Genomic DNA, 16,097 nt, shown 5'->3' with positions numbered 1-16,097 from the left:
CCGCGGGCCACCGCCCGCCGCTCCCCGGGGGTCCCGAACCCCGGATCCCTAGCCGAAAACCCCGGGTCCCGTGGCGGGGCCCGCATGAACAGCAGAGGTGGTTCCGCATGAACCGGGTGCTCGTGGTGGATGACGAGCCGCAGATCGTCCGCGCCCTGGTGATCAACCTCAAGGCTCGCAAGTACGAGGTCGACGCGGCGCCCGACGGCGCCACCGCGCTCCAGCTCGCCGCCGCCCGCCACCCCGACGTCGTCATCCTCGACCTGGGACTGCCCGACATGGACGGCGTCGAGGTGATCAAGGGCCTCCGGGGCTGGACCCGGGTGCCGATCCTCGTCCTGTCCGCCCGCCAGACCTCCGACGAGAAGGTCGAGGCGCTCGACGCGGGTGCCGACGACTACGTCACCAAGCCGTTCGGGATGGACGAACTGCTCGCCCGGCTGCGGGCAGCCGTGCGCCGGGCCGAACCCACGGGCGCGGCGTCGGCGGGCGACGACGCGATCGTCGAGACCGACGTGTTCACCGTCGACCTCGCGGCGAAGAAGGTCAACCGCGGCGGACGGGACGTCCGCCTGACCCCGACCGAGTGGCACCTGCTCGAGGTGCTCGTGCGCAACACGGGCCGCCTCGTCAGCCAGAAGCAGCTCCTCCAGGAGGTCTGGGGCCCTTCCTACGGCACGGAGACGAACTACCTGCGGGTCTACATGGCGCAGCTGCGCCGCAAGCTCGAGCAGGACCCGTCGCACCCGAAGCACTTCATTACTGAGCCCGGGATGGGATACCGGTTCGAGATGTAGGCCCGAAAGGGGTGCCCGGGCCCCGGTAGGCTGGATTCATGAGTGCCGTACCCCGTCCCGAGAAGCCGACCGGCCGTTTCCGCCGGATGCTCGACCGGCTGTCCAGTTCGCAGTCGGAGCTGCACGACGCAGAGCTGCAGAAGGACACGGAAGCGGTGGGGTGCACCAGGATCTGCGACTGCGACGACCGTCAGATAGTCAAGGTCACCGGTACGCTGCGCACGGTCACGCTGCGGCCGCGTGCCGGGGTGCCCGCCCTGGAGGCGGAGCTGTTCGACGGTTCGGCCGCGCTCGACGTGGTGTGGCTCGGGCGCCGTTCCATCGCGGGGATAGAGCCCGGCCGTAAGCTGATCGCCTCCGGCCGGATCTCGATGAGCCGCGGCCGGAGAGTTCTGTTCAACCCTCGATACGAACTCCGACCGCTCGGACAGGAGTAGCCGTTGACGTCCCTCGACAACCCGACGGATCAGCAAGCCTCCGGGCCCCGGCCCGGGGACTCCAGATCGGCTACCGAAGCCGCCCTCTTCGAGGCGTTCGGCGGTGTGCGGGGCATGGTGGAGACCACCGTCCCCGGCTTGGTGTTCGTGGCGGTCTACACGGTCAACCGGGACATCCACGTCTCGGCCGTCGCCGCGCTGGCCCTCTCGCTCGTACTCGGCGTCGCGCGGCTCGTGCGCAAGGACACCCTCAAGCACGCCTTCGGCGGTGTCTTCGGGGTCGCCTTCGGCGCGGTCTTCGCGATGATGTCCGGTGACGCCAAGAACTTCTATCTGCCGGGCATGCTCTACACCCTCGGGCTGGCGGTGGCGTACATCGTCACCTCGCTGTGCGGGGTGCCGCTGCTCGGCCTGATCCTCGGCCCGGTGTTCAAGGAGAACCTCTCCTGGCGCACCCGCAACCCCGGCCGCAAGAAGGCCTACACCAAGGCCAGTTGGGCCTGGGGGCTGATCCTGCTCGCCAAGTCGGCGATCCTCTTCCCGCTCTACTGGTGGGGCGACGCCACCCAGCTGGGCTGGGTGAAGGTGGCGCTCGGCATCCCGCCGATGCTGCTCTCGGTCTATCTGACGTGGATCTTCCTCGCCAAGGCCCCGCCGCCCATCGACGTGTTCGCCGAGATGGAGGCGGCCGAGGCGGAGCGCGAGGCGAAGGCCGCGGCCAACTGACGGACGTACGTACGCGGAAGGGGCCCCGGGAAACATCCCGGGGCCCCTTCGCACGGTTCAGTCCTCGCGGCGCACCGACAGCAGGTCCTCCAGCTGCTCCTCGCGCGCGGGAGCCGCGACGAACAGCAGCTCGTCGCCCGCCTCGAGGGCGTCCTCCTTGTTCGGGGTCAGCACGCGGTTGCCGCGGATGATGGTGACCAACGCGGTGTCCTCGGGCCAGTCCACATCGCCGACCCGGGTGCCGGCCAGCGCAGCCTCCGGCGGCAGCGTCAGCTCGACGAGGTTGGCGTCGCCCTGGCTGAAGCGCATCAGCCGCACCAGGTCGCCGACGCTCACGGCCTCCTCGACCAGCGCCGACATCAGGCGCGGCGTCGAGACGGCCACGTCCACGCCCCAGGACTCGTTGAACAGCCACTCGTTCTTGGGGTTGTTGACCCGGGCCACGACGCGCGGCACGCCGTACTCCGTCTTGGCCAGCAGCGAGACGACCAGGTTGACCTTGTCGTCACCGGTGGCGGCGATCACCACGTTGCAGCGCTGGAGCGCGGCCTCGTCCAGCGACGTGATCTCACAGGCGTCCGCCAGCAGCCACTCGGCGAGCGGCACGCGCTCCACGGAGATGGCCGACGGGGCCTTGTCGATGAGCAGGACCTCGTGCCCGTTCTCCAGCAGCTCGCCCGCGATGGAGCGGCCGACGGCACCCGCGCCCGCAATGGCAACCCTCATCGGTGACCCTCCTCAGGCCCCTGCGCGAAAGCGGCCTCGACCTTCTCGATCTCGTCCGTGCGCATCATCACGTGCACCAGATCGCCCTCCTGCAACACCGTCGAGGACGCCGGCAGCATCGCCTCGCCCAGCCGGGTGAGGAAGGCGACCCGTACGCCGGTCTCCTCCTGCAGGACGCTGATCCTGTGGCCGATCCAGGCCTCCGACACCGGGACCTCGGCGAGCTGGACACCCCCGCTGGGGTCGCGCCACAGCGGCTCGGCGCCCGAGGGCAGCAGCCGGCGCAGCATCTGGTCGGCCGTCCACCGGACGGTGGCCACCGTCGGGATGCCGAGCCGCTGGTAGACCTCGGCGCGGCGCGGGTCGTAGATACGGGCCGCCACGTTCTCCACGCCGAACATCTCGCGGGCCACCCGGGCCGCGATGATGTTGGAGTTGTCGCCGCTGCTCACCGCGGCGAAGGCGCCGGCCTCCTCGATGCCCGCCTCGCGCAGGGTGTCCTGGTCGAAGCCGACGCCGGTCACCCGCCGTCCGCCGAAACCGGAGCCCAGCCTGCGGAACGCCGTCGGGTCCTGGTCGATGACCGCGACCGTGTGGCCTTGCTGCTCCAGGGTCTGCGCGAGGGCCGAGCCCACGCGTCCGCACCCCATGATCACAATGTGCACGACGCCTGCCCCGTACTCCGGAATGCCGTGTTGACCTGCACCAACACCCTGCTCACTTCTCTTCTTGCTCGTTCGGTGCCGTCCCGACACCTTCGCGACCGTGCCGGGGACGGGATCCCGTCCCCGCCGGTGCATGCCACCACCGTATAGGCCCCGGGCGCGGTGGTCCCGGCACACCCCCTCGCCCGGGCCCCGGCCGCGGGTGCCGGGCCCGCGCGGACGCCCGGTGGCCGGACCACCCGGCGGCCCGGCGACCGGGTGGCCCGCGCACCTGGGCGGGGAGGGCCGCCGGAGCGCACCGTGGAGCACGGCCCGGTGACGTCCGTGCAAGGGGAGTGGAGAACCGATGAGCGGTGCGGTGACGTACGCGACGCGTCCGAGGCCCGTACGCGGCCCCGGTGACGCCCGGGACCTGCTGCTCACCGAGCTGAGCGACCCGCTCCTCGCCTCCCTGCCGCGCAGCGACCAGCGCCGGCGCGGCGAGGCCTATCTGCGCGGGCTGCTGGGGGCGCGGGGGCGCAAGTCCATCCGCAACATCGCGGCCCTGGCCGGCGGCCAGGCCGCCGAGCAGAGCCTGCACCACTTCATCTCCAGCTCCACCTGGGACTGGTCGCCGGTGCGCCGCGCCCTCGCGCACCACCTGGTGCGGCTGTCGCCGCCGCAGGCATGGGTCGTACGGACCATGGTGATCCCCAAGGCGGGGGAGAACTCCGTCGGCGTGGAGCGCCGCTTCAGCCCGGCCGCGGGCCAGGTGATCAACGCCCAGCAGGCCGCGGGCGTCTGGGCCGCCTCGGCGGAGCGCGCCGTTCCGGTCAACTGGCGGCTGCACCTGTCCGGCGCGTGGCTGGACGATCCGCTGCGCCGCCGTCAGGCGTCGATACCCGGTTCGGTGCCCGTGGAGACGCCGGGGGAGTGCGCGGTCGAGGCGTACGCCGGGATGATGGCGGACTGGGGGCTGCCGACCCGGCCCGTGGTGCTGGACGCCCGCGAGGAGGACACGCTCGCCGCGCTCCACCGGCTGCGGGCCGCGGGCGTACCGGTGCTGGCCCGGGTCGGCGGCTCGCTGCGGCTGGTGCCGGCGGAGCACGCGCCGCAGGGGCGTGGCGAGGTGACGCTGCCGGCGCACCGGATCATGGCGGCCGCCCGGGACCTGCGGCGCCCGGTGCCGTGGCGGGACCACGGTCCGCGCCGGGCCGCACGGACCTCTCTGACGGCGGTGGTGCGCGTGGGCCTGCCGGTACGCCGGTCCGCCTCGGGCCGGCCCGTCCGTCTGCGGGACATGCTCCTGCTGGGGACGGGCGACCACGGCGGCGACTGGCCGGGGGAGCTGTGGCTGACGGACCTGGTGAACGTGCCGCCCGCCGCGCTGCTGCGGCTGACCCGGCTGACCCGGCGCGTGGAGCGGGACTTCGCCGAGATCGCCGACCAGGTGGGCGTCCGGGACTTCACGGGCCGGTCCTTCGACGGCTGGCACCGGCACGTCACCCTGGCCTCGGCCGCCCACGCCGTCGCCGCGCTCGCGCGGTGGGACGACGGGGTTCAGGTCTCCTGAGCGCGATGAAGGCTGTCGCGGACGCGGAACACCCGCAGCGCCAGCTGGACTTCGAGCGCGCGGGTGGGCTCCTGCCAGCCGGGGCCCAGGAGTTCGCCGATGCGCTCCAGCCGCCGGGCGACGGTGTTGGCGTGCACGTGGAGCCTCTTGGCCGCGTTCGTGGGGCTGCCGCCCGCCTCGAAGTACGTCTCCAGCGTGTGGGTCAGATCGGTGAAGCGCTGCGCGTCGTAGTCGATCACGGGGCCGATGGCGGCCTCGATGAACTCGTCGACGTTGTGGTGGTCCGCCAACAGCATGCCCACGAAGCCGAGTTCGCCCAGCGACGCCGCCGTGCCGGTCGCGCCGAGCGAGGTCATCGCCTCCATGCAGCGCTGCGCCTCGAGGAAGCAGTGCCGTACGGAGGCCGGGCCGGCCACCGGCCCCGCCGCGCTCACCGTCACGGGATGGCCGAGCAGCGGCGTCAGTTCCGCCAGCACCGCGCGGGCGGCGGCGCCCGGGTCCTTCCCCGGCAGGAGCAGCACCGCGCTGCCGTGGAGCATGCTCCTGAGCCCGCCCGTCCGGCGGGCGTACGAGGACGCCCAGACGGCCGGCCTGCCCCGGGCGTCGCCCTCGGGGCGCGCGATGACGACGACGTGCTCGGCGTCGAGGTCGACGCCGAGCCGCCGGGCCTGCTGTTGCAGTCGCCGGGGTGGCGGTTCGGGGCCGGTGAGCAGATCGCCGAGGAAGTCCTCGCGGATCTGGCCCTCCGCGATCGCGGTCCTGCTGCTCTCCACCAGGAGCTGTACGGACACCACCTGGGCCACCAGGCGCAGCGGCCGCCGGTCGTCCTCCGTCAACGGGCGCCGGGGGTGCAGCACCAGCGTGCCGAGGCGCCCGGTGCCCGCCTCGAGCGGTACGGCCCACAGGCCGTCCGGGAGGGCGAGAGGTTCGTGCCCGGCGTACTCCAGGGCGTCCGCGCCGTCCGCGTCGTACGCGGGCAGGTCGCCGGCCGCCGCGAGGACGGTGCCGTCGGCCGCGAGGATCCGTACGGCGGCGTCCAGTTCGTCCCCGGCCTGCCGGGCGAGGGCGTCGGGGTCGCTGTCGTTCAGAACCAGTTCGATCAGGCGGTGGTGGATCTCGCCGAGCCCGCGCGCGTCCCGCAGCCCGGCCTCGGAGTCCCGGGTGCGGCGCTCGAGTTCGGCGATGCGCGCGGCGTTCCGCTCGAGCTGCCCGACCTGGTCGATGGCCACGCTGACGAGGTCCGCGAAGGAACACATCAGGGCGACCTCGTCCGTCGTGAAGTGCCGCACCGTGCGCTGCCCGGCGTAGAGGGTGCCGACCGGCCGGGTGCCCCGGGTCAGCGGCACCGCGAGGATCGCGCGCTGCCGCTCGGCCCTGACGACGTCGTCGATGGCCTGGGTGTGCTCGATCCGTTCGTCGGCGAGGTAGTCGGGTGTCCAGAAGGGCGAGGGGTTGTCGCTGCGGGTGGTGGCGGAGCCGAGCCCCGCGCCCGGGGCCACGCGCAGGCCGATGTTCCGGTCGGTGGTGTGGCCGTCCGAGGCCCGGATCACGGGACAGCCCAGCTCCTCGTCGAGCAGCCCGATCCAGGCCATGTCCGTCGAGAGCAGCACCCGCACCCGCCGCAGGACGACCTTCAGCAGCGTGCCGAGGTCCTGCGGTGCGGCCATGTCGAAACCGGCGTCGAAGAGGGCGGACAGGCCTGCCTCGCGCTGCTGCTGCGCCTCGGCCCGGGCCCGTACGGACAACCCCAGCGTCACGGCGCGCCGCAGCACGGCCGTTTCCTCGGGTCCGGCTTCCTCCAGCAGGGCCTCGTACTGTTCCGGAGGGGCGCCTCGTTCCAGGAGCTCCAGTACGGCGAGCACCCCGGCCCCGGGTGCGCTCTGCGACACGGTCCCTACCCCCTGATCCCCGATGCGGTAAGTCCCGTTAGCCGGAGGCGGGGCGTACCAGATCATGCGCGCTCAAGCTATTCGAGGCGCCGGAGTGTCGCAAGTAACTTATGGTAAGTGCAGTGCCGGCCCCCCGGGGCGCAGCTGCTCCTCGACCGTACGCCGCAACTCCCGCCACCAGAACGCCTGCTGACGCAGGTCTTCCTCCGCGAGCGCGTGCGCGGCGTCCTCCGGTGCGACGCCGAGCCGCTCCAGCCGGTCCATCACCGCCTGTGCACGGGCGTGTTCGCCGGTCAGCGTGTCGCCCTCCAGGCGGCACTCCCGGGCGACGGCGCCGAGCGCCGCGGCCGGTACGGCGGTGACGGTGCCCCAGGCGACCAGGGACCCGGCGAGGCGGGCGCTCCCGGAGCCGCCGACGCTCCACATCAGCCGCGGCGGGCGCGCCCCGGCGGCGGTCAGGCTCCGCCAGCGGCCGCCGCCCAGCCGCTCCTCGTAGAGCCGGTACGCGAGGCGGGCCACGGCGAGCGACGCCGCGCCCCGCGGAACGTCCGCCCCGGCGGCACCTAGGGGGTGGCCGGCGGGTCTGCGCGGCGTCGCGGCGTCTGGTGCCGCGCCTCGCGGCGTTGTCGTCGGTCGCCGATGCTCCGCATCGACTCCCTCCTCCGCCTTGCGATGCACGGCACCAGACGCCGCTCCTTCACCCGCGCAGACCCGCCGGCCACCCCCTAGCGCGTCCAGGCGGCGGTCGATCCCGTCGTCGAGACGGCCGACGGGGAACGAGGCGAGCGAGGCGATCGCGGACAGGCCGAGGCCCGCGGCCCGGGCGCGCTCGAGTCCCTCGAAGTAGGCGTCGAGCACCTCGCCGTAGCGCCGTACGGAATAGACGCCCGTGACATGGACACCGATGCCCCGGCCCAGGCAGGCGGCGGTCGCGGCCAGGCCCTCGTCCGTCGCCGGGATCTTGACCAGCGCGTTGCTCCGGCACGCCGCCCGGTGCAGCCGCTCGGCGGCCGCGACCGTGGCGCGGGCGTCGTGGGCGAGCGCGGGATCGAGGTCCATCGACACCTGGCCGTCGAGGCCGTGCGTCGACGCGAAGACGGGCCGCACCGCGTCGCAGGCGGACCGCAGGTCATAGGCGCACACGGCCAGGAGGGCCCGCTCCGGCGCGACCGAGCGGAGCGACAGGTGGGACAGCTGCTCGCGGTACGTGCCGTGGTGCGCCATGCCCTCGGCCAGAGCCCGCGGATCCGAGGTCGCGCCCCGGACCGCGCCGCCGGCCACCAGCCGGGCGAGCAGCCCGGAGTCGAGCGACTCGCGGGACAGGCCGTCGAGCCAGGGGGAGACGCCCTCCGCGCGCAGGGCGTGCAGCGCGTCGGCCGGTGGCTCCACCATGGGCTCCCCCCTCGAACGATGCGTGGGGGCTCGACCTTAGGGAGGGATTCGTCCCGCCGTCGAACGGTCCCGCCCTACTCCGTCAGATACGCACCGGACGGGACAAGTGTCGCTCGTTTGTTCAAGAATCGAGATGAGAGCCGAACGCTCGGTCACGGGTGTGGTTGGATGATCCGCGTATTCCGCTTTTGGACGGGACGTCAGGACGCCGTAACCTGTCCCGCCGCCCGCATGCCGCCGTTGTCCAAGAGGAATTGATGTCACATCACATACCGGAAGCGGGTATCTGGTGTCTGGCCGTAGCGCTGGTCGCCGTGCTCGCGCTGCTGATCCGTCAGCGCAGGATCACGACCGCCGTGCGCGCCCGTGTCACCGCGCTGGAAGGAAATCTGAGGGCGCGTGACGAGGAGGCGGCACGCCTGGTGAGCGTCCGCCTGCCGGCCGTGGCGGACTCCGCGACGAACAAGTCCGTGCCGCTGCCCGGCCTGCTCGACGAGCGGCTCACCGGCACCGATTTCTCCCGCAGCCTCCAGTCGGTGATGGACCTGTTCGCCCAGGCCGTGGACAAGGCGCAGGAACGTGCCGACCAGTCGGCCAAGGCCGCGCTCAAGGCCTCCATGCGCGCCGTCCAGGGACTGGCCCACGAGCAGCAACTGGCCATCTCCCGCATGCAGGAACGTCACGACGACCCCGACGTGCTCCGCGACCTGCTGGAGATCGACCACGCCAACTCCCAGTTCGGGCGCCGCGCACAGGCGATCTCCGTGCTGTGCGGCTCCTGGCCCGGACGCCAGCGCGTCGCCTCGCAGCTGACCGACGTCGTACGCGGCGCGACCTCCCGCATCCGCGACTACCGCCGCGTCCGGGTGCACGGCCACGGTGAACTGGCCGTCATCAGCCGGGCGGTTGAGCCCGTGGTCCTCGCCGTCGCCGAACTCCTCGACAACGCCGCGCGGCACTCGCAGCCCAACACGAGCGTCGAGGTCAGCCTCCAGCCCGTGCACAACGGCGCCTGCATCGTCATCGACGACGCGGGTGTCGGCATGGACGGCCAGGAGGTGCAGCGCGCCGCCGCCCTGCTCTCCGGACGACGCGGCGTGGACGTCTCCCGGCTCGGCGACCCCCCGCAGTTCGGCTTCCCCGTCATCGGCGTGCTCGCCGCGCGCTACGGCTTCAGCGTCTCCGTCGACACCCGCTCGCCCTTCGGCGGCGTACGGGCGGTGCTGTTCCTGCCCACCGGGCTGCTGAGCAACCTCGACATCGACGGCCCCGGCACCACGCCCCTGAAGACGCCGGCCCGCACGCCCGAGGCCGACTGGCCGGGCACTCCCCGCGAGGGCACTCCCCGCGAAGGCACCCTCCGTGAGAGCGCTCACCGTGAGGGCGCTCCCCGCGAGAGTGTCCAGCCCGCGCACGCGCCGGCGCCCGAGGCTCCGGCGCGCCCCCGGCCGGCGGAGGACGCCCCGGCCGCCCCGCCCCCGGCCGCCCCGCCGTCGCAGGCCGGCACCACGGCCGGCGGGCTGCCCAAGCGCCGTCGCAGGCAGCCCGGCGCCGCGCAGCAGCAGCCGGCCGCCCGGCCGTTGCCTGCCGAGACCCCGCCGGACCGTACGGCCGAGGAAACAGCCCGGCGCATGGGCGCGTTCGCGCGCGGCACCCGCGCCGGGCGCACGCCCGCGTACGGCACCCCCACCGCCCCCGGCCTGCCCGAGGAGCGCGGCACCACGGACGCCCACCCCCCACGCCCCGCACCCCGCGAAGACGAAGGGAAGCCCCACGCGTGAACGACCACATGAACAAAGAGCTGGCCTGGATGCTCGACGAGGTCGTGAAGATCCCCGATGCCCGTCATGCGATCCTGCTCTCGGCCGACGGCATGTTGCGTGCCCACTCCCAGGGCATCGACCGCGACGAGGCCGAGCGCCAGGCCGCAGCCCTGTCAGGCCTGCAGTCGATCAGCCGCTCCACGGCCGACTTCTGCACCCACCCCGCCCCTCAGGACACCCCCTGGCGGCAGACGCTCATCGAGTTCGCCCACGGCTACGTCTTCCTCATAGCCGCCGGTCCCGGCGCCTACCTCGCCGTCTCCGCCACGGAGAACGTCGACATGGAGGCCGTCACCTACCGGATGCAGAAGACCGTCGACCGGCTCGGCAAACAACTGGTCAGCCCGCCGCGGCAGGGCACCGGCCGGCAGGGCCCGGGCAGCCCGGCATGACCCCGGCGACGCCGAGGCGTGAGCACGGGCTGGTACGGCCGTACGTCGTCACCGACGGCCGTTCCCACCCGACCCGCAACACCTTCGACCTGGTCACCCTGGTCATGGCGCACGGCGACCGGCCGCTCGGCGGCCTCAGCCCGGAAAAGCGCAGGCTCATGGAACTCTGCCTCGGCGGCGCCCTCTCGGTCGCCGAGATCGCCGGCCACCTCGCGCTGCCCGTCAGCGTCGTCAAGGTGCTGCTCGGCGATCTCGTGGACAGCGGCCACCTCACCACCCGCGCCCCCATCCCCTCGGCGCAGCTGCCCGAGGCCCAGATCTTGCAGGAGGTGCTCGATGGACTCCGCGCTCGTCTCTGACGGCGGCTTCACCGACCACGGCGTTGACCACGGTGTCGACAACGGCGTCTATCTCCGGCAGACCGTGCGGACGGCTGCCAAGCTCCTGGTCGTCGGCCACTTCGCGGTCGGCAAGACCACCTTCGTCGGCGCTCTGTCGGAGATCCGTCCGCTGCGCACCGAGGAGACCATGACGCAGGCCGGTGCGTACGTCGACGACCTGGCCGGCATCGAGGGCAAGACCACGACCACGGTCGCCATGGACTTCGGCCGGATCACGCTCAGCGACAGTCTCGTCCTCTACCTCTTCGGCGCCCCCGGCCAGCAGCGCTTCACCCGGCTCTGGCAGGACATGACGCACGGTGCGCTCGGTGCGCTCGTCCTCGCCGACACCCGGCGTCTGGACCAGTCCTTCGACGTCATGGGGCTGCTCGAGGAGCACGGCCTGCCGTACGCCGTCGCCGTGAACCACTTCGACGGCGCCCCCGTGCACCCCGAGGAGGAGATCCGCGAGGCCCTCGACCTTCTCCCCGAGACGCCCCTGGTCACCTGTGACGCCCGCGACCGGGCCTCCGCGACCCGGGCGCTGATCACGCTCGTGGACTACCTCCGCACCCGTACCGCCCAGGAGCCCGTGTGACCCACCGCGCCACCGCCGGCCCGCCGCCCGGCTGCCCCGCGCACCGGGAGGTGACCCCGCTCCACGGGCCCGAGTTCGCCGCCGACCCGCACGCCGTCTACCGGCGGCTGCGGCAGTACGGCCCGCTCTCGCCCGTAGAGCTGGCGCCCGGGGCGCACGCCGTCCTCGTCACCGACTACCGGGCCGCCCTCGACGTCCTGCGCAGCCCCGACAAGTTCGCCAAGGACGCCCGGCGCTGGCGGGCCCTCGCCGACGGCCGGGTCGCGCCGGACAACCCGGTGGTGCCGATGATGGCCTACCGCCCCAACTGCCTGTTCTCCGACGGCGACGCGCACCGCCGCTACCGGCAGGCCGTCAGCGACAGCCTCGACCGCATCGACCCCAACGCCCTGCGCGGCTACGTCGAGCGCAGCGCCGACGCCCTCATCGACCGGTTCACCACCACGGGCGAGGCCGACCTGCTCGGCTCGTACGCCAAGGTGCTGCCCCTGCTCGTCTTCCAGCAGCTCTTCGGCTGTCCGCCCGAGCTCGGGGACCGGCTCGTCGAGGGCTTCTCCGGCATCTTCGACGGCGTGGACGCCGAGCGCGCCAATGAGCTCATCACCAGCAGCCTCCTCGAGCTCATCGGCCTCAAGAGGGCGACGCCCGGCGCGGACATGACGTCCTGGTTGATGGCCCATCCGGCCCAGTTGAACAACGAGGAGATGCTGCACCAGCTCGTCGTCCTCATCGGCGCGGGCACCGAGCCCCAGCAGAACCTCATCGCCAACGCGCTGCGGCTGCTGCTCGCCGACGACCGCTTCGCGGGCGACCTCGCCGGCGGCAGCATGCCCGTCGAGGACGCGCTCGACGAAGTCCTCTGGCTCGACCCGCCGATGGCCAACTACGGCGTCCACTACCCCGTCGACGACCTGGACTTCGCCGGCACCCGGCTGCGCGCGGGCGAGCCGGTCGTCGTCAGCTTCGCCGCCGCCAACACCGACCCCGCCCTCCACAGCGACCAGCGCACCGGCAACCGCGCCCACCTCGCCTGGAGCGCCGGACCGCACCACTGCCCGGCCAAGGACCCGGCCCGGCTGATCGCCGCCGCGGCCGTCGAGCGGCTCCTCGACCGGCTGCCCGACGTCGAACTCGCCGTGCCGCGCGACCGGTTGGTGTGGCGGCCCGGCCCCTTCCACCGCGCGCTGACCGCACTGCCGGTGCGCTTCCCGCCCGTCCCCGTGCCCGTCGTCACGCACTTCCCGGAACAACCGCACCCGTCATCCTCGTCATCTTCGTCATCCTCGTCATCCGAGACCTCTGGAGACAGTCGATGGAACGTCAGCTCTGCCCCGTCTCGATCGACCCCACCGGAAGCGACATCCAAGGAGAGGCCGCCCGCCTCCGCGAGCGCGGCCCGGCGAGCCCCGTGGAGCTCCCTGGCGGCGTGGTGGCGTGGGCAATAACCACCCAGCCCCTGCTCAAGCAACTGCTCACCGACCCGCGTGTGTCCAAGGACCCGCGGCAGCACTGGCCCAGGTGGATCAACGGCGAGGTCTCTCCCGAGTGGCCGCTGTACACCTGGGTCGCGGTGCAGAACATGTTCACCGCCTACGGCAAGGACCACCGGCGGCTGCGCTCCCTCGTCGCCCCGGCGTTCACCGCCCGCCGCACCAACGCCCTGCGCCCCCGCATCGAGCGGCTGGCGGCCGGCCTCCTCGACGACCTCGCGGCCACCGAGCCCGGCACGGTCGTCGACCTGCGCGAGCGGTACGCCTACTCGATCCCCATCCAGGTCATCTGCGACCTCTTCGGCCTCGACGACGGACCCACCCGCGAGGGCCTGCGCCACTGCGTCGACTCGATCTTCCACACCTCCGCCGACCCCGCCGAGGTCACGGCCACCTACGCCGAGATCTACCGGCTGCTCGGCGAGATCATCGCCGCCAAGCGCGCCGCGCCCGGCGACGACATGACCAGCGTCCTGATCTCCGCCCGCGACGAGGAGGACGGCTCCCGCCTCAACGAGCAGGAACTCGCCGACACCCTGCTGCTCATCATCGGCGCCGGCCACGAGACCACCGTCAACCTCCTCGACAACGCCATCCACGCCCTGCTCACCCACCCCGAGCAGCTCGCCCTCGTCCGCGAGGGCAGGGCCGACTGGAACGACGTGATCGAGGAGGCCCTCCGCGCCGAGTCCCCCGTCGCCAGCCTGCCGCTGCGCTACGCCGTCGAGGACATCGAGCTCGACGGCGGCATCACCCTCCGCAAGGGCGACGCCATCCTCGCCGCCTACGCCGCCGCCGGGCGCGACCCCGGGCTGCACGGCCCCGACGCCGACCGGTTCGATGTGACCCGTACCACCAAGGACCACCTCGCCTTCGGTCACGGCGCGCACTTCTGCCTGGGCGCACCCCTGGCCCGGCTCGAGGCCGCCATCGCCCTGCCGGCCCTCTTCGAACGCTTCCCCGACCTCGCGCTCGCCGCCGAGCCCGGTGAGCTGGAGCCGGTGGAGTCGTTCATCTCCAACGGCCACCGCTCACTGCCCGTCCGACTGCACGGCTGAGGACCGCCTGCCACCCGCCGATCGCATGTTGGCGGGTGGCGGGTGCACAAGACCGATTTGCGAACGCTTACGATCCTCTGCGTGTCCAAATTGACCGATCTCCCGAAACGGATCCTCATCGGGCGAGCACTGCGCAGCGACCGGCTGGGGGAAACCCTCCTCCCCAAGCGCATCGCACTCCCCGTCTTCGCGTCCGACCCTCTCTCCTCTGTGGCGTACGCACCGGGTGAAGTGCTGCTCGTCCTGTCCGTGGCGGGTGTGTCGGCGTACCACTACAGCCTGTGGATCACCCTCGCCATCGTCGCCCTGATGGTCACGGTCGTCGCCTCGTACCGGCAGACCGTGCACGCCTACCCCAGCGGCGGCGGCGCGTACGAGGTCGCCACGACCAACCTCGGCCGCAAGGCCGGGCTCTCCGTGGCCAGTGCGCTGCTCGTCGACTACGTCCTCACCGTCGCGGTGTCCGTCGCCTCCGGCGTGGAGAACCTCGGCTCGGCCTGGCCCTTCGCCATCCAGCACAAGGTGCTCGTCGCACTCGTGATCATCGCGCTGCTCATGGTGATGAACCTGCGCGGCGTCAAGGAATCCGGCACCCTCTTCGCGATCCCGACCTACGCGTTCGTGGGCGGCGTCATCCTCATGGTCCTCTGGGGTGGCTTCCGCGGCCTGGTCCTGGGCGACACCATGCGCGCCCCGACCGCGAACTACACGATCCAGGCGGAACACGCCGGACTCGCCGGTCTCGCCCTCGTGTTCCTGATGCTGCGCGCCTTCTCCTCCGGCTGTGCCGCGCTCACCGGTGTCGAGGCGATCAGCAACGGCGTGCCCGCCTTCCGCAAGCCCAAGAGCAAGAACGCCGCCGCGACCCTGTCCCTGATGGGCGTCCTCGCGATCGTCATGTTCGTCGGCATCATGGCCCTGGCCATGACCACCAAGGTCAAGATGGCCGAGAACCCGGCGGCCGACCTTCTCGTGGGCGGCAAGCCGGTCGGCGCCGACTACACCCAGAACCCCGTCATCGCCCAGGTGGCCGAGGCCGTCTTCGGCCACGGCTCCGCGGCCTTCGTCTTCCTCGCCGCCGCCACCGCCCTGGTGCTCTTCCTGGCCGCCAACACCGCCTACAACGGCTTCCCGGTGCTCGGCTCGATCCTCGCGCAGGACCGTTTCCTGCCCCGCCAGCTGCACACCCGGGGCGACCGCCTCGCCTTCTCCAACGGCATCGTTCTCCTCGCCCTGCTGGCCGGCGCCCTCGTCTACGCCTTCGGCGCGGACTCGACCAAGCTGATCCAGCTCTACATCGTGGGCGTCTTCGTGTCGTTCACCTTCAGCCAGGGCGGCATGGTCAAGCACTGGAACCGCCACCTCGCCGAGGAGACCGACAAGGCCGCCCGCCGCCGCATGCACCGCGCACGGGCCATCAACGCCTTCGGCATGGTCTTCTCGATCCTGGTCCTTGTCATCGTGCTGCTGACCAAGTTCACGCACGGCGCCTGGCTCGCCGTCCTCGGCATGGTCGGCTGGTACACCGTCATGACTGCCATCCGGCGCCACTACGACCGGGTCGCCGACGAGATCGCCGCCGAGGAGGGCATGGCCGAGGAGGTGCGCCCCTCCCGGGTCCACTCCGTCGTCCTGGTCTCGAAGATCCACAAGCCCACGCTGCGCGCCCTGTCGTACGCCAAGCTCATGCGCTCCTCCGGCCCGCTCGAGGCCCTCAGCATCAACGTCGACCCCGCCGAGACCAAGGCCCTGCGGGACGAGTGGGAGCGCTACGGCATCGACGTGCCGCTGAAGGTCCTCGACTCGCCCTACCGCGAGATCACCCGCCCGATCATCGACTACGTCAAGGGCCTGCGGAAGGAGAGCCCGCGCGATGTGGTCAGCGTCTACATCCCGGAGTACGTGGTCGGCCACTGGTACGAGCACCTGCTGCACAACCAGAGCGCCCTGCGCCTCAAGGGCCGACTGCTCTTCACTCCAGGAGTGATGGTCACCTCCGTCCCCTGGCAGCTCGATTCCTCCGAGGCCGCCCGCAAGAGGGCCCGCAAGCGCGCCGAGTGGAACGCGCCCGGCGCGGTGCGGCGCGGCCCGGTCACCCCGCCGAAGCGGGAAAAGGCCGCCGCGAAGAAGTAGCGCGCAGGAGGGTGGCGCGACGGGACGTAGACTGAGCGG

Annotated in this window: 15 protein-coding genes; 11 read left to right on the top strand and 4 right to left on the bottom strand. The window is 72.3% G+C overall.

Annotated features, from left to right (window positions below):
• Positions 1–107: 107 nt before the first annotated feature.
• Genes ACV530_RS21150 through ACV530_RS21140 form a run of 3 tightly spaced genes read left to right on the top strand, consistent with a single transcriptional unit; the run spans position 108 to position 1,960 of the window.
• A complete protein-coding gene (locus ACV530_RS21150) occupies positions 108–797 on the top strand; it encodes a response regulator (protein WP_494334135.1) in 690 nt (229 codons plus the stop codon).
• Positions 798–835: 38 nt separating this feature from the next.
• Positions 836–1,234, top strand: a complete 399-nt coding sequence (locus tag ACV530_RS21145; protein ID WP_494334134.1) for an OB-fold nucleic acid binding domain-containing protein — start codon at positions 836–838, stop codon at positions 1,232–1,234.
• Positions 1,235–1,237: 3 nt separating this feature from the next.
• Entirely contained in the window at positions 1,238–1,960 is a 723-nt protein-coding gene (locus ACV530_RS21140) for a DUF3159 domain-containing protein (RefSeq protein ID WP_494334133.1), read from the top strand.
• Positions 1,961–2,017: 57 nt separating this feature from the next.
• Here the strand turns inward: ACV530_RS21140 and ACV530_RS21135 are convergent, their stop codons facing one another.
• On the bottom strand, positions 2,018–2,686 hold the full coding sequence (locus ACV530_RS21135) for a potassium channel family protein (protein ID WP_494334132.1): 669 nt from the start codon (positions 2,684–2,686) through the stop codon (positions 2,018–2,020).
• Entirely contained in the window at positions 2,683–3,351 is a 669-nt protein-coding gene (locus ACV530_RS21130) for a potassium channel family protein (RefSeq protein WP_494334131.1), read from the bottom strand. The genes ACV530_RS21135 and ACV530_RS21130 overlap by 4 nt, the downstream gene beginning before the upstream one ends.
• A gap of 346 nt (positions 3,352–3,697) precedes the next feature.
• Here ACV530_RS21130 and ACV530_RS21125 point away from each other — a divergent pair, with 346 nt between their 5' ends.
• On the top strand, positions 3,698–4,903 hold the full coding sequence (locus tag ACV530_RS21125; protein WP_494334130.1) for an IS701 family transposase: 1,206 nt from the start codon (positions 3,698–3,700) through the stop codon (positions 4,901–4,903).
• Here the strand turns inward: ACV530_RS21125 and ACV530_RS21120 are convergent.
• Both ACV530_RS21120 and ACV530_RS21115 read right to left on the bottom strand, forming a co-directional pair.
• Complete coding sequence (locus tag ACV530_RS21120; protein ID WP_494334129.1) at positions 4,891–6,792, bottom strand: helix-turn-helix domain-containing protein; 1,902 nt, start codon at positions 6,790–6,792, stop codon at positions 4,891–4,893. The two genes, ACV530_RS21125 and ACV530_RS21120, sit on opposite strands and share 13 nt — an antisense overlap.
• Before the next feature lie 108 nt (positions 6,793–6,900).
• The gene (locus ACV530_RS21115) at positions 6,901–8,184 is read right to left on the bottom strand and encodes a transaldolase family protein (RefSeq protein ID WP_494334128.1); all 1,284 of its coding nucleotides are present in this window, start codon (positions 8,182–8,184) and stop codon (positions 6,901–6,903) included.
• A gap of 257 nt (positions 8,185–8,441) precedes the next feature.
• On the opposite strand from ACV530_RS21115, the gene ACV530_RS21110 reads away from it, so the two are divergent.
• From ACV530_RS21110 to ACV530_RS21080, 7 genes are all read left to right on the top strand, one after another.
• On the top strand, positions 8,442–9,965 hold the full coding sequence (locus ACV530_RS21110; RefSeq protein ID WP_494334127.1) for an ATP-binding protein: 1,524 nt from the start codon (positions 8,442–8,444) through the stop codon (positions 9,963–9,965).
• Positions 9,966–9,973: 8 nt separating this feature from the next.
• A complete protein-coding gene (locus ACV530_RS21105) occupies positions 9,974–10,399 on the top strand; it encodes a roadblock/LC7 domain-containing protein (RefSeq protein WP_494334211.1) in 426 nt (141 codons plus the stop codon).
• Positions 10,396–10,758 (top strand): DUF742 domain-containing protein, encoded by a 363-nt coding sequence (locus ACV530_RS21100; RefSeq protein WP_494334126.1) that lies wholly within the window; start codon positions 10,396–10,398, stop codon positions 10,756–10,758. The genes ACV530_RS21105 and ACV530_RS21100 overlap by 4 nt, the downstream gene beginning before the upstream one ends.
• On the top strand, positions 10,736–11,377 hold the full coding sequence (locus ACV530_RS21095) for a GTP-binding protein (protein ID WP_494334125.1): 642 nt from the start codon (positions 10,736–10,738) through the stop codon (positions 11,375–11,377). Before ACV530_RS21100 ends, ACV530_RS21095 begins: the two co-directional genes overlap by 23 nt.
• Entirely contained in the window at positions 11,374–12,822 is a 1,449-nt protein-coding gene (locus tag ACV530_RS21090) for a cytochrome P450 (RefSeq protein ID WP_494334124.1), read from the top strand. Before ACV530_RS21095 ends, ACV530_RS21090 begins: the two co-directional genes overlap by 4 nt.
• Complete coding sequence (locus ACV530_RS21085) at positions 12,804–13,925, top strand: cytochrome P450 family protein (protein ID WP_494334123.1); 1,122 nt, start codon at positions 12,804–12,806, stop codon at positions 13,923–13,925. Before ACV530_RS21090 ends, ACV530_RS21085 begins: the two co-directional genes overlap by 19 nt.
• Positions 13,926–14,006: 81 nt before the next feature.
• A complete protein-coding gene (locus ACV530_RS21080) occupies positions 14,007–16,058 on the top strand; it encodes an APC family permease (protein WP_494334122.1) in 2,052 nt (683 codons plus the stop codon).
• The last annotated feature ends 39 nt before the right edge of the window (positions 16,059–16,097 follow it).

This window comes from Streptomyces sp. SX-6 (assembly GCF_059089585.1).
The sequence above is the reverse complement of the archived record's forward strand: the minus strand, read 5'-3'. Positions and strand labels throughout refer to the sequence as shown.